Below are 16645 nucleotides of genomic sequence, written 5' to 3'. Positions count from 1 at the left end.
GGCCGGCCAGGAGGGCGGCCACCAGGGCGGCCACCGCGACAAGGGCGGCGGCGAGGGCGGCGGGCAGTCGCTCTCGCCGCCGGTAGAGGATTCCAGGCACGCGTAACTCCTTGCGGTGGGGGTGGGCGGCCGCGCCGTTCGCCGTGTGCGGAGACCGGCGAGCCGTGCGCACGGCGCTGGGTGGAACGGTCATCGGGCCGGGGGCGCAGTCACCCGCCGACATCGCCGACATCGCCGACATCGTCGGCAGGCCGCGGCCGGGCGACGCGGCCCGCGCCGTCCGCGAGACCGGAGCATCGGCGCGGGCGCCGTCGGGTGAGAGCAACGAGCGGCGCCGGTGCCCGCGATGGGCCGGCGTACGGCACACACGGCGCATGCGCTTGTCCTTGGCCCGTGGGGGGAGGGGGACGGCAGCAGGCGTGTTCCGTGGTTCACGCCACAGATGCCACCGGGAAGTGGTTGCACAGTGTGCGGTTCTGTTCTCCTCGCGGTCAACCCCCCGGAACGGACCCCGACTTCCGGCAGACAGGAGCAGGAGCGGGGGTGGGATCACCCGCTGCGGACGTCCGGCGGGCGAGCGGCGAAAGAGTGTGCTCCTCCGCTTGACGCGCCGTCAGGCCCTGGATACTTTCGGGACGCCCGGGGGCTCGCGCCCCGGTTGTCGGTCGGCGGGAACCCGAGGGAGCGTCGGAGCGGGACTGTCGGCCGGGCAACCTGGTCAAGGCTCCCGCGCCGTTTTCGGTCAGACCCTCCGACCAGGGTCCGACAACGTTGTCAGCACCAATGAGACCGGCCACCCCCACCCTTCCGGTCGGTCCGCACGCTCGTAGCCGCACGATGCCGTCCTCTTTCCGTTCAGGAGGTCTCAGTGACTGTGCAACGGCGCACGTTCCTGGCGCTGGGAGCGACCGCGGGCCTGACCGCCCTCAGCGCGGCGCGGACGGAACCCGCCGTCGCGCGGGCGGCCGACGCCGGAACGACACAGGTCATGTACTTGACGGGCACCGACGCCGACAGCACGGTGCCCTGGGAGTTCATGTGCACGGCCGGGCGCAGAAGGGGAGAGTGGGGCACGCTGCCGACCCCGTCGAACTGGGAGTTCTCCGGTTACGGCACGTACAACTACGGCGGCGCGCTGACCCCGGGCGAGAGCGGTCACTACCGGCACACGTTCACCCCGCCCGCGTCGTGGGCGGGGCTTCAGCTGTTCCTGGTCTTCGAAGGCGCCATGACCGACACCTCGGTGATGGTGAACGGTGTCCCGGCCGGCCCCACACACCAGGGCGGTTTCTACCGCTTCCGCTACGACGTCACGTCTCTGGTGCGTCCGGGACAGTCCAATCTGCTGGAGGTGACGGTCGCCAAGGACTCCGCCGAGGACTCGGTGAACCGGGCCGAACGCCAGGGCGACTACTGGAACTTCGGAGGCATCTTCCGGCCGGTCCACCTCCAGGCGTTCCCCGGGGCGCGGGTGGACCGCGTCGCGATCAGGGCGGAGTCCAGCGGCTCGTTCTCGGCGGACGTGTACCTGGCCGGCAACACGGCAAGCGGCAGGGTGACGGCCCAGATCAAGACCCTGGACGGCACGGACGTCGGTGGCGCCTTCTCCGCGGCTGCCCCGGCGGGCACCACGCGGGTGACGCTGTCGACCACCATCGCCGACGTACGGCCCTGGACCGCTGAGACACCCAGCCTCTACCAGGCCGAGGTGACTCTGTCGGACGACCGGACCGCCCGGCGGCACACGGTCACCGAGCGGTTCGGCTGCAGAACCGTCCAGGTACGCGCGGGTGACGGGCTCTACGTCAACGGCACCCGGGTACAGCTACGAGGCATCAACCGGCACACGTTCCACCCCACCCTGGGCCGTGCCTCAAGTCCCCGGCTGGCTCGCGAGGACATCTCCCTGATGAAGGAGATGAACGTCAACGCCGTACGCATGTCGCACTACCCGCCGGACACGTTCTTCCTGGACCTGTGCGACGAGCTCGGACTGTACGTGCTCGACGAGCTGGCCGGCTGGCAGCACGCTTACGACACCGCGGCGGGCACACCTCTGGTCCAGGCGATGGTCACCCGGGACGTGAACCACCCATCGGTCATCGCCTGGGACAACGGCAACGAGGGGGGCTGGAACACCGCGCTCGATCCTCTGTTCGGTTCGTGGGACCCGCAGAGGCGGCCGGTTCTTCACCCGTGGACGACCTTCGGTGGCGTGGACACCAGTCACTACCCCACCTACGACGCGGTCAAGTCCAAACTGGCGGGCTCCACGGTCTTCATGCCCACCGAGTTCCTGCACGGCCTGTACGACGGCGGAGCCGGAGCGGGACTCGACGACTACTGGACCCTGATGGCCGCGGCGCCGCACTCCGCCGGCGGATTCATTTGGTCTCTCATCGACGAGAGCATCCAGCGCGACGACGGCGGAGGCTCGATCGACACCAACGGCAACCGCGGACCCGACGGTGTCGTCGGCCCCTTCCGCGAGAAGGAAGGCAGCTACTACACGATCCGGGACATCTGGTCACCGGTCCAGCTGACCAGCCGGTCGTACTACGAAAATACCTTCCCCTCCGGTTTTGACGGCACCGTCGGCCTGACCAACCGGTACGCCTTCACCAACATCTCCGCCTGCGCCTTCACCTGGCAGCTGGTCGACTACGCCACTCCCGGACACGGCACCGGCCACCGGGTCGTCGCCCAGGGCACCACCGCCGGCCCGGACATCGCGCCCGGTGCGACCGGGAAACTGGCCCTCGGCCTGCCGACCACGTGGAAGGACGCCGACGCGCTCAGGCTCACCGTCACCGATCCTTCGGGGACCGAGATCGTCAGCTGGGTGTGGACCGTGAGGAAGGCGGTCGACCACACCGCCCGGATCGTCACGCCCGTCACGGGCGCGCCCCCGGTCACCGCGGTCCAGACCGGCGACGAGATCAGGATGACCGCCGGCGCCACCACCGTGAGTATCGCCCGCGCCTCCGGCAGGCTGAGCGCGGTGACCCGGAACGGGACCACGATCTCCCTCACCAACGGACCCGCCCTGGCGGCCGGGACCGGCACGCTCACCAGCCTGACCCACGCCCAGGACGGTGCCGCCCACACCGTCACCGCCGCCTACTCCGGCGATCTGCGGTCAACCCGATGGCGCCTGGACGCCAACGGCTGGCTGCGACTGGACTACGTCTACAGCCTCACCGGGACCCACGACTTCCTCGGCGTGAACTTCGACTATCCGGAGTCGGAGGTCACCGGCGTTACCTGGCTGGGACGGGGCCCGTACCGGGTATGGAAGAACCGGCTGCGCGGAGTGGCCACCGACGTGTGGACCAAGGACCACAACGACACCGCCACCGGAAGGACCGGGTTCGTCTACCCGGAGTTCAAGGGCTACCACTCCGACTTCTACTGGGCGTCGCTGCACACCACCGAGGGCACCATCACCGTCGCTTCCGCGCAGGAGAACGTCTTCCTGCGGCTGTTCACGCCCACCCAGCCGGCGGACGCGCAGTACGCCGCCGCCCCCTTCCCGGGCGGAGACCTCTCCTTTCTCGACGGTATCCCGGCGATCGGCAACAAATTCCACCCGGCCACATCCGTCGGGCCGGCTGGCCAGCCGAACAACGCGACGGGTACGTACCAGCGCACCCTTTACTTCTTGTTCGAGGAGTAGAGGAGTAGAGGCGGAAGGCCGGCGAGCCGGTGACACGCCCGTCCCGCCTTGCTGGATGCGCCGCAGGGCTTTTCCGCGGGTCGTCCACAGGCGCCGCTCACCGTCGGCGGACCGGCGCGCCCGGACCATGCCGGACTCGGCTCGGCCGGGCGGGCGACGCCAGGCACGAGCCGCCCCTCGCCCGCCGGGATCTGGGCCGCGTCCGAGCATCGGTCTCGCCCGACCGGCGGGAGTCGTCGGACCGTGCCCTGTGACGAGGGTGGTTCCAGGTCCCCGGGGCCGCCCTCCGCGTCATCGGCGACGGCCCCGGCCGGTCCGGTCGGGGATACTGGGAGACGCTGAAACGCACAAGGGAAAGGCATGACGTGACTGAGATCGAGATCGGGCGCGGCAAGCGCGGCCGCCGGGCGTACGCCTTCGACGACATCGCCGTCGTCCCCAGCCGCCGTACGCGGGACCCGAAGGAGGTCTCGATCGCCTGGCAGATCGACGCCTACCGCTTCGAGCTGCCGTTCCTGGCCGCTCCCATGGACTCGGTCGTCTCCCCGGCCACCGCGATCCGCATCGGTGAGATGGGTGGCCTCGGCGTCCTCAACCTCGAGGGCCTGTGGACCCGGCACGAGGACCCGCAGCCGCTGCTGGACGAGATCGCCGGGCTGCCTGCCGAGGTGGCCACCCGCCGCCTCCAGGAGATCTACGCGGCTCCGGTCAGGGAGGAGCTGATCGGGCAGCGCATCAAGGAGGTGCGGGACGCCGGTGTGGTCACGGCCGCCGCGCTCTCCCCGCAGCGCACCGCCGAGTTCTCCAAGGCGGTCGTCGACGCGGGCGTGGACATCTTTGTCATCCGGGGCACCACGGTCTCGGCGGAGCACGTCTCCTCCTCGCACGAGCCGCTGAACCTGAAGCAGTTCATCTACGAGCTGGACGTCCCGGTGATCGTCGGCGGCTGCGCCACGTACACCGCCGCGCTGCACCTGATGCGCACCGGCGCGGCGGGTGTGCTGGTCGGCTTCGGCGGCGGCGCCGCGCACACCACGCGCAACGTGCTGGGCATCCAGGTCCCGATGGCGACCGCGGTCGCCGACGTGGCCGCCGCCCGCCGCGACTACATGGACGAGTCCGGCGGCCGGTACGTGCACGTGATCGCGGACGGCGGGGTCGGCTGGTCCGGCGACCTGCCGAAGGCTATCGCCTGCGGCGCCGACGCGGTGATGATGGGCTCCCCGCTGGCCCGTGCCACGGACGCGCCCGGCAAGGGCCACCACTGGGGCATGGAGGCGGTCAACGAGGAGCTGCCGCGCGGCAAGAAGGTCGACCTCGGCACCGTCGGCACCCTGGAGGAGGTTCTCACCGGCCCCTCCCGCACTCCAGACGGCTCCATGAACTTCTTCGGCGCCCTCCGCCGCGCCATGGCCACCACCGGCTACAGCGAGCTGAAGGAATTCCAGCGGGTCGAGGTGACGGTGGCGGACAGCCAGCACCGCCGCTGAGCGTTTTTCGCACGCAGAGGGCTCGGTCATCCTGACCGGGCCTTTCTGTGTGCAGGCCAGTTTTCGGATGCTGAGTGTCCGCCCCCAAAGACACAAGGGGTGGACACTCTCTGTGATCCATCCAGGAGCCTGCGGCGATAGCCGCCGCGGTGGGCTCCACCTGTGTGGCCACCATAGCGAGGGGTGCGGTCCGGTGCCACCACTCTCAGGCGCACCGCTCCCGCGCGCCTGCTGTCACAACCGGTGCGCCGCCCCCGTCGGAGTCGCTCCCCGGGTGTCCAGCAGGAGCTGGGCCTTCACCGAGAGGCCCTGGAGGTCGTAGGTGCGGTGGGGCTGGAGGAGGAGGGTGAGGTCGGCGGCGGCGGCGGCCTCGTAGAGGGAGTCGGCGCGGGGGACCGGGCGGTCCAGGACGTGCCAGGCGGGGATGTGGGGGTCGTGGTAGCTGACGGAGGCGCCGAGTTCCATCAGGCGGACGGCGATCTCGTGGGCGGGGGTGGCCTGCTGGTCGGCGAGGTCGGCCTTGTAGGTGACGCCGAGGAGGAGGACTCGGGCGCCCCGGGCGGACTTGCCGTGTTCGTTGAGGAGGGCGGCGGCGCGCTGGACGACGTAGTGCGGCATGCGTTCGTTGACCTGCTGGGCCAGCTCCACCATGCGCAGACCCCGGCTCGCGTGGCCGGTGAGGTCCTGCGGGACGCCGTGGCCGCCGACGCCGGGGCCCGGCCGGAACGCCTGGAAGCCGAACGGCTTGGTCTCCGCGCAGCGGATCACGTCCCACAGGTCGACGCCCAGTTCGTGGCAGACGACGGCCATCTCGTTGACGAGCGCGATGTTGACGTGCCGGAAGTTGGTCTCCAGCAGCCGTACCGCCTCCGCCTCGCGCAGCCCCCGCGCGCGGACCACCTTGTCGGTGAGCCGGCCGTAGAAGGCGGCGGCGGACTCGGTGCAGGCGGGGGTGAGGCCGCCGATGACCCGGGGGGCGGGTGGCTGGTCGCGGCTGCCGGGGTCGACCCGGCTGGGGGAGTAGGCCAGGTGGAAGTCGCGTCCGGCGCGCAGGCCCGAGCCCCGCTCCAGGATCGGCCGCAGCAGCTCCTCCGTGGTGCCGGGCAGGACGGCCGACTCCAGGATGACGGTGGTGTGCGGGCGCAGCCGCCCGGCCAGTGTGCGGGCCGCCGCCTCGACCTGTCCGAGGTCGAGTTCGCCGTCGGCGCCGCGCGGGGTGGGTGCGCAGATGACGGCGGTGCGGACCCGGCCGAGCTGGGCCGGGTCGGTACCGAGCCGGAAGCCGGTGGCGTGCATCCGGCGCAGTTCGGCGGGGCTGAGGGACCCCGCCTCGGGGCCGGTGGCGTAACCGAGGGTGGAGATGCCTGCGGTGACGGCGGCCTGGGCCAGCGGCAGGCCGTGGGGACCGAGTCCGATGACGGCGAGATCTGCGGGCATGGCGTGGGCCGTCCTTCCCAGTAGCCGAAGGGGGAATGGTGCGCAAGCCCTGTGGACCGCACGAGCGAGCGCACAGTCAGACTAGGTACAAATATGACCGTTATGTGTGATTGTGTTCGTGTGTCTTCGTGCTGATACGCCCGGGTTTTCCCCAGGTGAGGAGCACGTGGTGGCCGATGCCGCCCGACACCGCCACACTTTTGAGCAAGAGGTTCTGGGCATGAGGAGGGACGAGGGGTCCGCGCCGTACCGGCGGGGCCCACCAGCGGGTTCGCGAGAGCGGGAGGCAGCGGTGAGGACAGCGACCCTCGACCCGGCGCAGCGCGCCGAGGCACTGGCGGAGATGGCCGAGCGTGAACTGGACGTGCTCGTGGTCGGCGGCGGCATCGTGGGCGCGGGCACCGCGCTGGACGCTGCCACCCGTGGCCTGTCCACCGGCCTCATCGAGGCGCGCGACTGGGCGTCCGGCACCTCGAGCCGGTCCAGCAAGCTGATACACGGCGGCCTGCGCTATCTGGAGATGCTCGACTTCACCCTCGTGCGCGAGGCCCTGAAGGAGCGCGGCCTGCTGCTGGAGCGGCTCGCCCCGCACCTGGTCAAACCCGTGCCGTTCCTCTACCCCCTCCAGCACCGAGGCTGGGAGCGGCTGTACGCGGGCTCGGGCGTCGCGCTCTACGACGCGATGTCCATGGCCCGCGGCCACGGCCGGGGTCTGCCCACGCACCGCCACCTCAGCCGCAGGGGTGCCCTGCGCGTCGCCCCCTGCCTGCGCAAGGACGCCCTGGTCGGCGCCCTCCAGTACTACGACGCCGAGGTGGACGACGCCCGCTTCGTCGCCACCCTGGTGCGCACGGCGGCGTCCTACGGGGCCAGGGTCGCCAACCGCACCCGCGTCACCGCTTTCCTGCGCGAGGGCGAGCGGGTCGTCGGGGTCCGGGTGGAGGACGTGGAGGGCGGCGGGGAGTACGAGATCCGCGCCCGCCAGGTCGTCAACGCCACCGGCGTGTGGACCGACGACACGCAAGGGCTGGTGGGGGAGCGCGGCCAGTTCCATGTCAAGGCGTCCAAGGGCATCCACCTGGTCGTGCCCAAGGACCGCATCCACTCCAGCACCGGTCTGATCCTGCGCACCGAGAAGTCCGTCCTCTTCGTCATCCCCTGGGGCCGGCACTGGATCGTCGGCACCACCGACACCGCGTGGGACCTCGACAAGGCGCACCCGGCCGCGTCCAGCGCCGACATCGACTACCTGCTGGAGCATGTGAACTCGGTGCTGTCGGTCCCCCTCACCCGGGACGACGTCGAGGGGGTCTACGCGGGCCTGCGGCCCCTGCTGGCCGGCGAGTCCGAAGCCACCAGCAAGCTGTCCCGCGAGCACACCGTGGCCCATCCGGTGCCGGGCCTGGTGGTCGTCGCGGGCGGCAAGTACACGACGTACCGGGTGATGGCCGAGGACGCCGTCGACGCTGCGGTGCACGGTCTGGACCGGCGGGTGGCCGACTCGGTCACCGAGGAGATTCCGCTGCTCGGCGCCGAGGGCTACCCGGCGATGTGGAACGCCCGTGAGCGTATGGCCGACCGCAGCGGACTCCATGTGGCCCGGGTCGAACACCTGCTGAACCGGTACGGCTCGCTGGCCGAGCAGCTGCTCGACCTGATAGCCACCGACCCCTCGCTGAGAGAACCCCTGCGGCACGCCGACGACTATCTGCGCGCCGAGATCGTCTACGCCGCCTCCCACGAGGGCGCCCGCCACCTGGACGACGTCCTCACCCGCCGCACCCGCATCTCCATCGAGACCTTCGACCGGGGCACCCGCAGCGCCCGCGAGGCCGCCGAGCTGATGGCGCCGGTGCTCGGGTGGGACGAGGACCAGATCGCCCGCGAGGTCGAGCACTACGAGAAGCGGGTCGAGGCCGAACGCGAGTCCCAGCGCCAGCCGGACGACCTGACGGCGGACGCGGCCCGGCTGGGCGCGCCGGACATCGTGCCGCTGTAGCCGGCCCGACGCCGATTCACTCGAACGAGTGGCCGGGTCCGGGATCTCCGTTCCCGGCCCGCTCGTTCTACCGGGTGCGGGGAGAGAACTCGGCGGTGAGGAGGGCCGATTCGAGCCGGGGGTCCGTCTTCGCGTCCGTGTTCACCCGGAAGGTGAGCACCCGGCTGCGGTCGGCACGGTGTGCGGTGGACACGTGGGACCCGGGAGGCCTCTGAGACGGCCCGCCCGAACCGGCGGGGGCGGCGCGGCCGGATTCCTCGCCCAGGGCCGTGTCCCGGCGCGGAGTCGGGGCAGGAATCCGGGAAGGTGCCCTTCGGCGGTGCCGGACAGGGAAAGCCGGATTTCGCGGCGGGTTGGCGGGTTGGCGAGTCGGAGTACGACAGTCGCCGGGAAGGCCCTGGTGGCGCTCTCGGCGCGGAAGTGGTGGGCGAGAGCTCCAACCTCGCTGACCAGCAGTTCGAGCGAACCGTCCGAGTATCCGGCGCCGGGAGTCGCGCCGGGAGCCGTGGGGGTGAGCAGCAGAGCCAGGAGAGCCGGTATGGACAGGACTGTCCGAAGGGTCGTCATCCCTGACTCCTTCCGTGTCGGGGGCCGTCATCCCGGCAACCGGAGCGTCTGGTTCCGGGGGTGCGCCGGAACTCCGGACGAGGGTGCGGCCGCAGGGGCCCCCTGGGCGTAGGCCGGTTGTCGCGTGAGGGACAATGAAGGCTCTGTCAGGGCGGGTTGCATGAGGGGACGCATGTCGGAGGCGGAGCGGGCGGGTTCATCCCGTCAGGAGACTCGTCAGGGCAAGAACGAGCGTCGTCTTCTCGCCGGGCGGTACCGGCTGGGGGACGTGCTGGGCCGGGGCGGCATGGGCACGGTCTGGCGTGCCGAGGACGAGACCCTGGGCCGGACAGTGGCCGTCAAGGAGCTGCGGTTCCCGTCGAACATCGACGATGAGGAGAAGCGCCGCCTGATCACGCGCACGCTGCGCGAGGCCAAGGCGATCGCCCGAATCCGCAACAACAGCGCGGTGACGGTCTTCGACGTGGTCGACGAGGACGACCGGCCGTGGATCGTCATGGAGCTGGTCGAGGGCAAGTCCCTGGCCGAGGTCATCCGCGAGGACGGCGTGCTGACGCCCCGCCGGGCCGCCGAGGTGGGGCTCGCCGTGCTGGACGTGCTGCGCGCCGCGCACCGCGAGGGCATCCTGCACCGCGATGTGAAGCCGTCCAACGTACTGATCGCCGAGGACGGCCGGGTCGTGCTCACCGACTTCGGCATCGCCCAGGTCGAGGGCGACCCGTCCATCACCTCCACCGGCATGCTCGTCGGCGCCCCCTCCTACATCTCCCCGGAGCGGGCCCGCGGCCACAAGCCCGGCCCCGCCGCCGACCTGTGGTCGCTCGGCGGCCTGCTGTACGCCTCGGTCGAGGGCGTGCCGCCGTACGACAAGGGGTCGGCCATCGCCACGCTGACCGCGGTGATGACCGAGAACCCGGAGGAGCCCAAGAACGCGGGCCCGCTGGCCGACGTCATCCAGGGGCTGCTCACGAAGGAGCCCGCTCAGCGGCTCGACGACGCGGGCGCGCGGGCCATGCTCACCAAGGTCATCCATGCCGCCGACCCGGAACCCCTGGACGCCACCCGGGTCGTGCCGATCCCGGCCCAGCCCGACTCCCCCGAGACCCGGCGGGAGAAGTCCGGCGACAAGGCGCGCGGGGCGCTGCGCTCGGTCCGCAAGCCGGCCGGGGCGTCGGCCGCCGCTGCCGCCCGGCCCGGGAGCGCCGCCGCGTCGACGGGCACCGGTGGACGCGGAGGCTCCGACACGCCGGACGCCGTTACGAACAAGCCAAGTTCGAGCTGGCCCGTGATGCCGCCGCCGGACCTGGATCTCGCGCCGCGGCCCATGCCGAAGGCGTCGCTCACCGATGTGGTGCCCAAGCGCACGCTGGTCATCGTCGCGACCCTGATCGTCGTGGCGCTGCTGGTGCTCGGTACCGTCCTCGCCCTCACCCTCGGCGGTGACGACGACAAGGGCAGCGACGCCAAGGCCGCCGCGCCCAGCGCGAGTTCCTCCACCGAGCGGGACAAGGGCACCGGCTCGGCCGGGTCGGGCTCCGGGCCCGCCCCCGACGGCTCCCGCTCCGGCGAGGCCGGTACCGCGAGCACCGGCGGCGACCGGGACGGCAAGGGCGGCAGCGGCGACAAGGACGACGACGCCGCCTCCGGCTCCTCCGGTCCCGCCGGGGACAAGGGCTCCGGCAGCGGGTCCGCCGTGACGACGCGCAAGAGCTCCCAGGGCTACTCGATCGGCCTGCCCAAGGGCTGGAAGTACGCCTCCACGAGCGGTGCGGGCGACCGCTACACCGGCCCCGACGGGCAGAAGCTGCTCGTCGCCTGGACCAGCACGCCCAAGAGCGACCCGGTGAAGGACTGGGAGAACCAGGAGCGCTACATGGTGCGCTCCCAGTACGACCGTATCCGCATAGCGAAGGTGGACTACCGGGGCTGGAACACGGCCGACTGGGAGTTCACCTACGTGGACGGCGGCACCAAGTACCGCTCCGTCGACCGGGGTTTCGTGGTCGGCGACCATCTGGGGCACGCGCTGATGTACACCGCGAAGAACGCCGGCTGGGACGACGAGACGCGCGAGGACACCTGGAAGACGTTCACGACGTCCTTCGAGCCCAAGTGAGCCCAAGTGAGCCCAAGTCGTGACCTGACCGATCCCGGGTCGGAAGCCCGGAATCGGTCATCCCCCGGTGCGGGTCGCCTCCGGCACGTATGGTGAATGGTTGAGAATCGTACGCAGCCGGGTGTGACGCGTGACGGGCGGTGAACGATCGCGGGCGACCGGGACGGCGAGGGGGGCGGCGGACATGGACGACTACGCGGGTCGCGTGCTCGCCGACCGCTACCGCCTGCCGCTGCCACCCTCCGACGAGTACGAACTCGGCGAGACGTACGCCTTCGACACCTACAGCGGGCAGGAGGTGCTGGTCCGTCAGGTGCCGTTGCCGGAGGTCGTCGAGGCCGAGGTGATCGACGCCGAGGGACTGCCCGAGGGGTTCACCGCGCGTGAGCGCGGGCGCCGTACCCCGGTGGGCCCCGGCGCCACCCGTACGCCCAGGGACCCGGCCGTCCGGCGCGCCGTGGAGGCCGCGCAGGCGGCGGCCCGGATACCCGACCATCCGCGCCTGGACCAGGTCTTCGACGTGTTCGCCGAGGGCGGTTCGCTGTGGATCGTCAGCGAGGCGGTCGCCGCGCGCCCGCTGTCCGCGCTCCTTGCCGAGCAGCCCCTGACGCCCTACCGGGCCGCCGAGGTCGCGGCCGACGTGGTGATGGCGCTGCGCGTGCTGCACGCCCACGGCTGGACCCACCGCAACCTCACCTCCCGCACGGTCCTGGTCTGCGACGACGGCCGGGTGATGCTGACCGGCCTCGCGGTCGGCGCGGCGGAGGAGGCACTCTGCGGGTACGACCCCGTCCCGGCCCAGGACGGCCCGGAGGACCACCCGCTGCCGGAGCAGCGGCAGCCCGGCGGGAGTGTCGTACCGCGTGCGGCCGTGACGGCGGCCGTCGCCGACCCGGACCCCGAGGCCGCACGGCGTGCCGCGATCCAGGCGCGGGTGGCCGGGGGAATGCCCGCGCCCGCCGCCGACGGCGACGCAGCGGCCCCCGCACCCATGGAGAGCGGGGACGACATCCGGGCCGCCCGCGCCGGGGCCATCGCCGCGTACCGCGCGGGGGCTCGGGCCGCCGCCCGCGTACAGGAGTCGCAGCGGGGCGGCCGTACCGCGCTGCCCGGCGCGCGGACGCCCGCCGAGGGTGAGATCGCGGCGGAGAGCGGTACGCCGCCGGGTTCCGTGGCCGACCCGTACGGGGTCGCCGGACGCCCCTGGCACGGCGCGGCACCCCGTCCCGCCCAGCCGGAGGCGGCGCCGCCCTACCCGCTGAACCCCGCCCGGCCGGGCGTGCCCGCCCCGCCCCGGCCCGCGCTGCCGGCGCAGCAGGGCGGGTCCGGGGTCTCCGGCTGGGACGAGCCGGAGTCCGCCGGGGCGCGGCGCGGGCCCGGTACCGCCATCGCCGCCGAGCGGGCGCGGCACATGCGGATGACCGTCGTGGGGCCGGTGACCGAGCGGTGGGCGCCCGAGCAGGCCGGGCCGGTGCACGAGAACTGGCAGCTGGCCGCGCCCGTGGGGCCCGCGACCGATCTGTGGGCGCTCGGCGCGCTCCTCTTCCGTGCCGTCCAGGGCCACGCGCCCTACCCCGAGGAGTCCACCGCCGAGCTGGTGCAGCTGGTCTGCGCGGAGCCGCCCGCCTACGCCGAGGAGTGCGGCCCGCTGCGCCCGGTGGTGGAGTCGCTGCTGCGTCAGGACCCCACCGAGCGGCTGGACTTCGAGGAGCTGAGCGGCTGGCTGCGTTCGCTGGTGCGCTCGGCGCCCGAGCCGGACGCCGGTGCCCATGTGGTGCCGGTGCCGCCCGCCGACCCGGCCCGGCTGCCGATCGTGCGGCGGCGCGGCGAGCTGGCGCGGTGGCGCCGCCGGAACAGGGCGCCCGTGCCCCAGCCGCACGCCCGGCACAGGCGGGCCCGGCAGGAGGCCGGCGGTTCGCCGCGCAGCCTCGGCCGCGTCCTGCTGCTGCTCGTCTTCGTGCTGCTGGCGGGAGCCGTGGCGTACGCGGTGATGTTCATGCCCAAGCAGGGCGAGAGCGGTGACCGGACCGGGGCGGCGCGCTCCGCGCCCTCTCGCGAGCGGCAGCCGTCGGGCGGGGCGAGCGCCCCGGACGACGACCCGACCGCCTCCTCGCCCGCCACCGAGACCCAGACCGGCGGCGGCACGGCGGCGGACGGGTTCACCCTGCGCGCCGACCCGGCCGGCTTCAAGATCGCCGTCGCCGAGGGCTGGGACCGCGCGCCGCGCGACGGCAGCGGCCAGGTCGTCTACGCGCACCGGAACTTCGAGCTGGTCGTCGTGCCCGGCCGGGACAGCACCGCGGCCTACGGCAGCGACCCGATGGTGTACCAGCGGGACAAGGAACGGGAGTTGCGGCCCTACCGCGACTCCAGCTGGGCCACCGCGTCCGGGCTGCGCACCATCGAGGTGGGCGGACGGGTCATGGCCGAGGGGCAGTTCACCTGGACCGACGTCCAGGGCCGGGACCTGTTCGTGCGCAACATGGCGATGCTGCTGAACGGCCGGTACCACATCGTGCAGGTCCGCGGCCCCGAGGCGGAGCGCGACGAGGTCACCCGGCTCTACGACCAGGCGACGGCCACCTACCGCTACACCGGCTGAGCCGGCGCTCCGGCAAAGCCCGTCGCGGGGGCGGGGGTTCGGTTCCGCAGGCGGTGCGGAAGCGACAACAGTCACAGTGCGGACTCCATGGCACCCCGCCGGTTCCCTGGGCGGGGGCCGGTCCATAGTCTGACCCTGACAAGAGCATTGCGGGGCAACGTGAATCAGATGCAGGGCCAGCTCGTGGCGGGCCGCTACCGGCTCACCGATTCCATCGGCAGCGGCGGCATGGGCCGGGTGTGGCGCGCCCATGACGAGGTGCTGCACCGGCAGGTGGCCGTCAAGGAGCTGACCGCGGCGCTCTACGTCTCCGAGAGCGACCAGCACGTCCTGCTGGCCCGCACCCGCGCCGAGGCGCGCGCCGCCGCGCGCATCAACCACTCCGCCGTCGTCACCGTGCACGACGTCCTCGAACACGACGGCCGCCCCTGGATCGTGATGGAGCTGGTCGAGGGAGAGTCGCTGGCCGACGCGGTCAAGGAGCGCGGCCGGATCGAACCCCGCGAGGCCGCGCGGATCGGCCTGTGGGTGCTGCGGGCGCTGCGCGCCGCGCACACGGCGGGTGTCCTGCACCGCGATGTGAAGCCCGGCAACGTCCTGCTCGGCCGGGACGGCCGGGTCCTGCTCACCGACTTCGGCATCGCCCAGATCGAGGGCGACTCCACCATCACCCGTACCGGTGAGGTCGTCGGCTCGGTGGACTATCTCGCGCCGGAGCGAATACGCGGTCACGATCCCGGCCCCGCCTCCGACCTGTGGGCGCTCGGTGCGACGCTGTACACCGCCGTCGAGGGCCGTTCGCCGTTCCGCCGCACCTCGCCCCTCGGCACCATGCAGGCCGTCGTGGAGGAGGACGCCGAGGAGCCCCGCAACGCCGGCGCCCTCGGCCCGGTCATCGCCGCGCTGCTGCACAAGGACCCCGCCCGGCGCCCGGACCTGCCGACCGCGGAACGCATGCTGGACGACGCGGCCGCGGGCCGGCGTACGGAGACGGTGCCGGTGCTCGCGCCGTCCCCGCAGCACACCGCCCCCGCCCCGGCTCCGCACACCGTCGTCACCTCCGTGGCACCCGTCCCGGCCCGGCGCGGCCGCCGGGTCCGCCGGCTCGTGCCGGCCGCCGCCGCCGTCCTGGTCTTCGGCACGAGTCTGGCCGTGGGCTACCTCCAGTGGGGGGGCGACCACGACGCCACCACGACCCCCTCCGCCTCGGGCCCGGCGAGCCCCGGCCCGGCGGGCACCGGCACCGTCCCGGACGACTGGCAGCGGCACGACGACCCGGTCGGCTTCAGCCTCTCCCTGCCCAAGGGCTGGACCCGCGAGGTGTACGGCGTCTCGGGCGACCTCAAGCAGATCGACTACACCCCCGACAACGGGCGGCACTTCGTCCGCATCGCCGTCGACACCTCGCCCGACTTCGCCGACGTCCGCGCGCACCAGGAGGATCTGGAGCAGCAGTTGCACCGTCTGGTCGACTACCGGCGTGTCCGGATGGAGGGCAACACCTACCGCGACCGCCCCGGCTCGCTGTGGGAGTACACCTGGAACGCGCTCGCGCGGGACGCGCCCTACGTGGCCGGCCCCCGGCGTGCCGTCGAGGAGGCGTACCTCTCGCGGGACGGCACCGAGTACGTCATCTACCTGTCGTCACCGGCCGAGGACTGGGCGACGGCGGCCCGCCAGTTCCAGTGGGTGCTGCAGAGCTGGCGGCCGGAGGCGGGGTGAACCGGCCGCCCCGCCGCACCTTGGCCGGTCAGCGCCCCGGAGGGGATACGTCCGGTACGGCATGATGGGACTCATGGGGACCGAGGGGCACGACCTCCGGGTGATCGCGGGCCGTTACCGCCTCGCGGCGCGCATCGGACGCGGTGGGATGGGTGTCGTATGGCGGGCCGACGACCTGGTGCTGGGCCGTCGGGTGGCCGTCAAGGAACTCACCCTGGACGACTCCCTGTCGGAGGAGGACGCCCGCAGGCGGCGGGAGCACTCCTTCCGTGAGGCACGGGCGGTCGCGCTGTTGCGGCATCCGCACATCGTCGTCGTGCACGACGTGGTCGAGCAGGACGAACGCCCTTATCTGGTCATGGAGTTGATTGACGGCTGCTCGCTCGCCGAGCGGATCGCGGCAGACGGCCCGGTGGACGCCCCCGAGGCCGCCCGGATCGGCGCCGACCTGCTGAGCGCGCTGGCCACCGCGCACGCGGCCGGGGTGCTGCACCGGGACATCAAGCCCGCCAACGTGCTGCTGGAGTCCGGCACCGACCGGGTCGTGCTCACCGACTTCGGCATCGCCCGGGTCGCGGGCGCCACGACGCTCACCGAGACCGGGTCCTTCGTCGGCTCGCCCGAGTACACCGCCCCCGAGCGGATGTCGGGGCTGCGCGGCGGGTCCGCGTCCGACCTGTGGTCGCTCGGCGCGCTGCTGTGCACCGCGCTCAGCGGCGAGTCGCCCTTCCGGCGCGACTCGCTCGGCGGCATCCTGCACGCCGTCGTCACCGACGAGATCCGGCCGCCCGCCGAGGCCGGGCCCCTGCTGCCCGTCGTCCGGGGCCTGCTGGAGCGCGACCCCGAGCTGAGGCTCGGCGCGGCCGACGCCGAGCGGATGCTGCGCACCTACCTGGACTCCGGCCGTATGCCGCCCGCGGCCCGCACCCTGCGGCTGCGCGGCGGGGGGGGCGGCGCCCGGTGCCGCCCCGCGCCCCCCCCCCCCCCCCCCCCCGCCCCCCCCCCCCCCCCCCCCCCCCGCCCCCCCCCCCCCCCC

At 72.8% G+C, this 16645-nt stretch carries 9 protein-coding genes; 7 read left to right on the top strand and 2 right to left on the bottom strand.

From position 1 onward, the window contains the following. The first annotated feature begins 868 nt into the window (after positions 1-868). Together ACFWN1_RS23390 and ACFWN1_RS23385 are read left to right on the top strand one after the other, a co-directional pair. Positions 869-3676: a glycoside hydrolase family 2 TIM barrel-domain containing protein gene (locus tag ACFWN1_RS23390; protein ID WP_384365160.1), complete on the top strand. Its 2808-nt coding sequence runs from the start codon at positions 869-871 to the stop codon at positions 3674-3676. Positions 3677-4041: 365 nt separating this feature from the next. Continuing rightward, positions 4042-5166, top strand: a complete 1125-nt coding sequence (locus tag ACFWN1_RS23385) for a GuaB3 family IMP dehydrogenase-related protein (protein WP_384365157.1) — start codon at positions 4042-4044, stop codon at positions 5164-5166. A 234-nt stretch (positions 5167-5400) separates the two neighbouring features. On the opposite strand, the gene ACFWN1_RS23380 is transcribed toward ACFWN1_RS23385, so the two are convergent. Further along, entirely contained in the window at positions 5401-6603 is a 1203-nt protein-coding gene (locus ACFWN1_RS23380; protein WP_384365154.1) for a nucleotide sugar dehydrogenase, read from the bottom strand. Positions 6604-6895: 292 nt separating this feature from the next. On the opposite strand from ACFWN1_RS23380, the gene ACFWN1_RS23375 reads away from it, so the two are divergent. Continuing rightward, positions 6896-8602 (top strand): glycerol-3-phosphate dehydrogenase/oxidase, encoded by a 1707-nt coding sequence (locus tag ACFWN1_RS23375; protein ID WP_384365151.1) that lies wholly within the window; start codon positions 6896-6898, stop codon positions 8600-8602. A gap of 67 nt (positions 8603-8669) precedes the next feature. Here the strand turns inward: ACFWN1_RS23375 and ACFWN1_RS23370 are convergent, their stop codons facing one another. Further along, on the bottom strand, positions 8670-8795 hold the full coding sequence (locus ACFWN1_RS23370) for a hypothetical protein (protein WP_384365148.1): 126 nt from the start codon (positions 8793-8795) through the stop codon (positions 8670-8672). A gap of 546 nt (positions 8796-9341) precedes the next feature. Between ACFWN1_RS23370 and ACFWN1_RS23365 the strand changes: the two genes are divergently transcribed. The 4 genes from ACFWN1_RS23365 to ACFWN1_RS23350 all read left to right on the top strand — a co-directional run. Further along, a complete protein-coding gene (locus tag ACFWN1_RS23365) occupies positions 9342-11285 on the top strand; it encodes a serine/threonine-protein kinase (RefSeq protein ID WP_384365145.1) in 1944 nt (647 codons plus the stop codon). 184 nt (positions 11286-11469) lie between these two features. Next, the gene (locus ACFWN1_RS23360) at positions 11470-13887 is read left to right on the top strand and encodes a protein kinase (protein ID WP_384365142.1); all 2418 of its coding nucleotides are present in this window, start codon (positions 11470-11472) and stop codon (positions 13885-13887) included. 168 nt (positions 13888-14055) lie between these two features. Beyond that, on the top strand, positions 14056-15609 hold the full coding sequence (locus ACFWN1_RS23355) for a protein kinase (RefSeq protein WP_384365139.1): 1554 nt from the start codon (positions 14056-14058) through the stop codon (positions 15607-15609). Between the two features lie 73 nt (positions 15610-15682). Further along, positions 15683-16645: serine/threonine-protein kinase (locus ACFWN1_RS23350; RefSeq protein WP_384365136.1), on the top strand; the 963-nt coding region annotated here is incomplete at its 3' end.

The organism is Streptomyces sp. NPDC058459, assembly GCF_042721685.1.
Classification (GTDB): Bacteria; Actinomycetota; Actinomycetes; order Streptomycetales; family Streptomycetaceae; genus Streptomyces.
The sequence above is the reverse complement of the archived record's forward strand: the minus strand, read 5'-3'. Positions and strand labels throughout refer to the sequence as shown.

Bases quoted from the DNA above. Each gene is read 5' to 3' on its own strand.
- ACFWN1_RS23365 (WP_384365145.1), top strand. From the start codon at position 9,342: ATGTCGGAGGCGGAGCGGGCGGGTTCATCCCGTCAGGAGACTCGTCAG.
- ACFWN1_RS23355 (WP_384365139.1), top strand. From the start codon at position 14,056: ATGCAGGGCCAGCTCGTGGCGGGCCGCTACCGGCTCACCGATTCCATC.
- ACFWN1_RS23360 (WP_384365142.1), top strand. From the start codon at position 11,470: ATGGACGACTACGCGGGTCGCGTGCTCGCCGACCGCTACCGCCTGCCG.
- ACFWN1_RS23380 (WP_384365154.1), bottom strand. From the start codon at position 6,603: ATGCCCGCAGATCTCGCCGTCATCGGACTCGGTCCCCACGGCCTGCCG.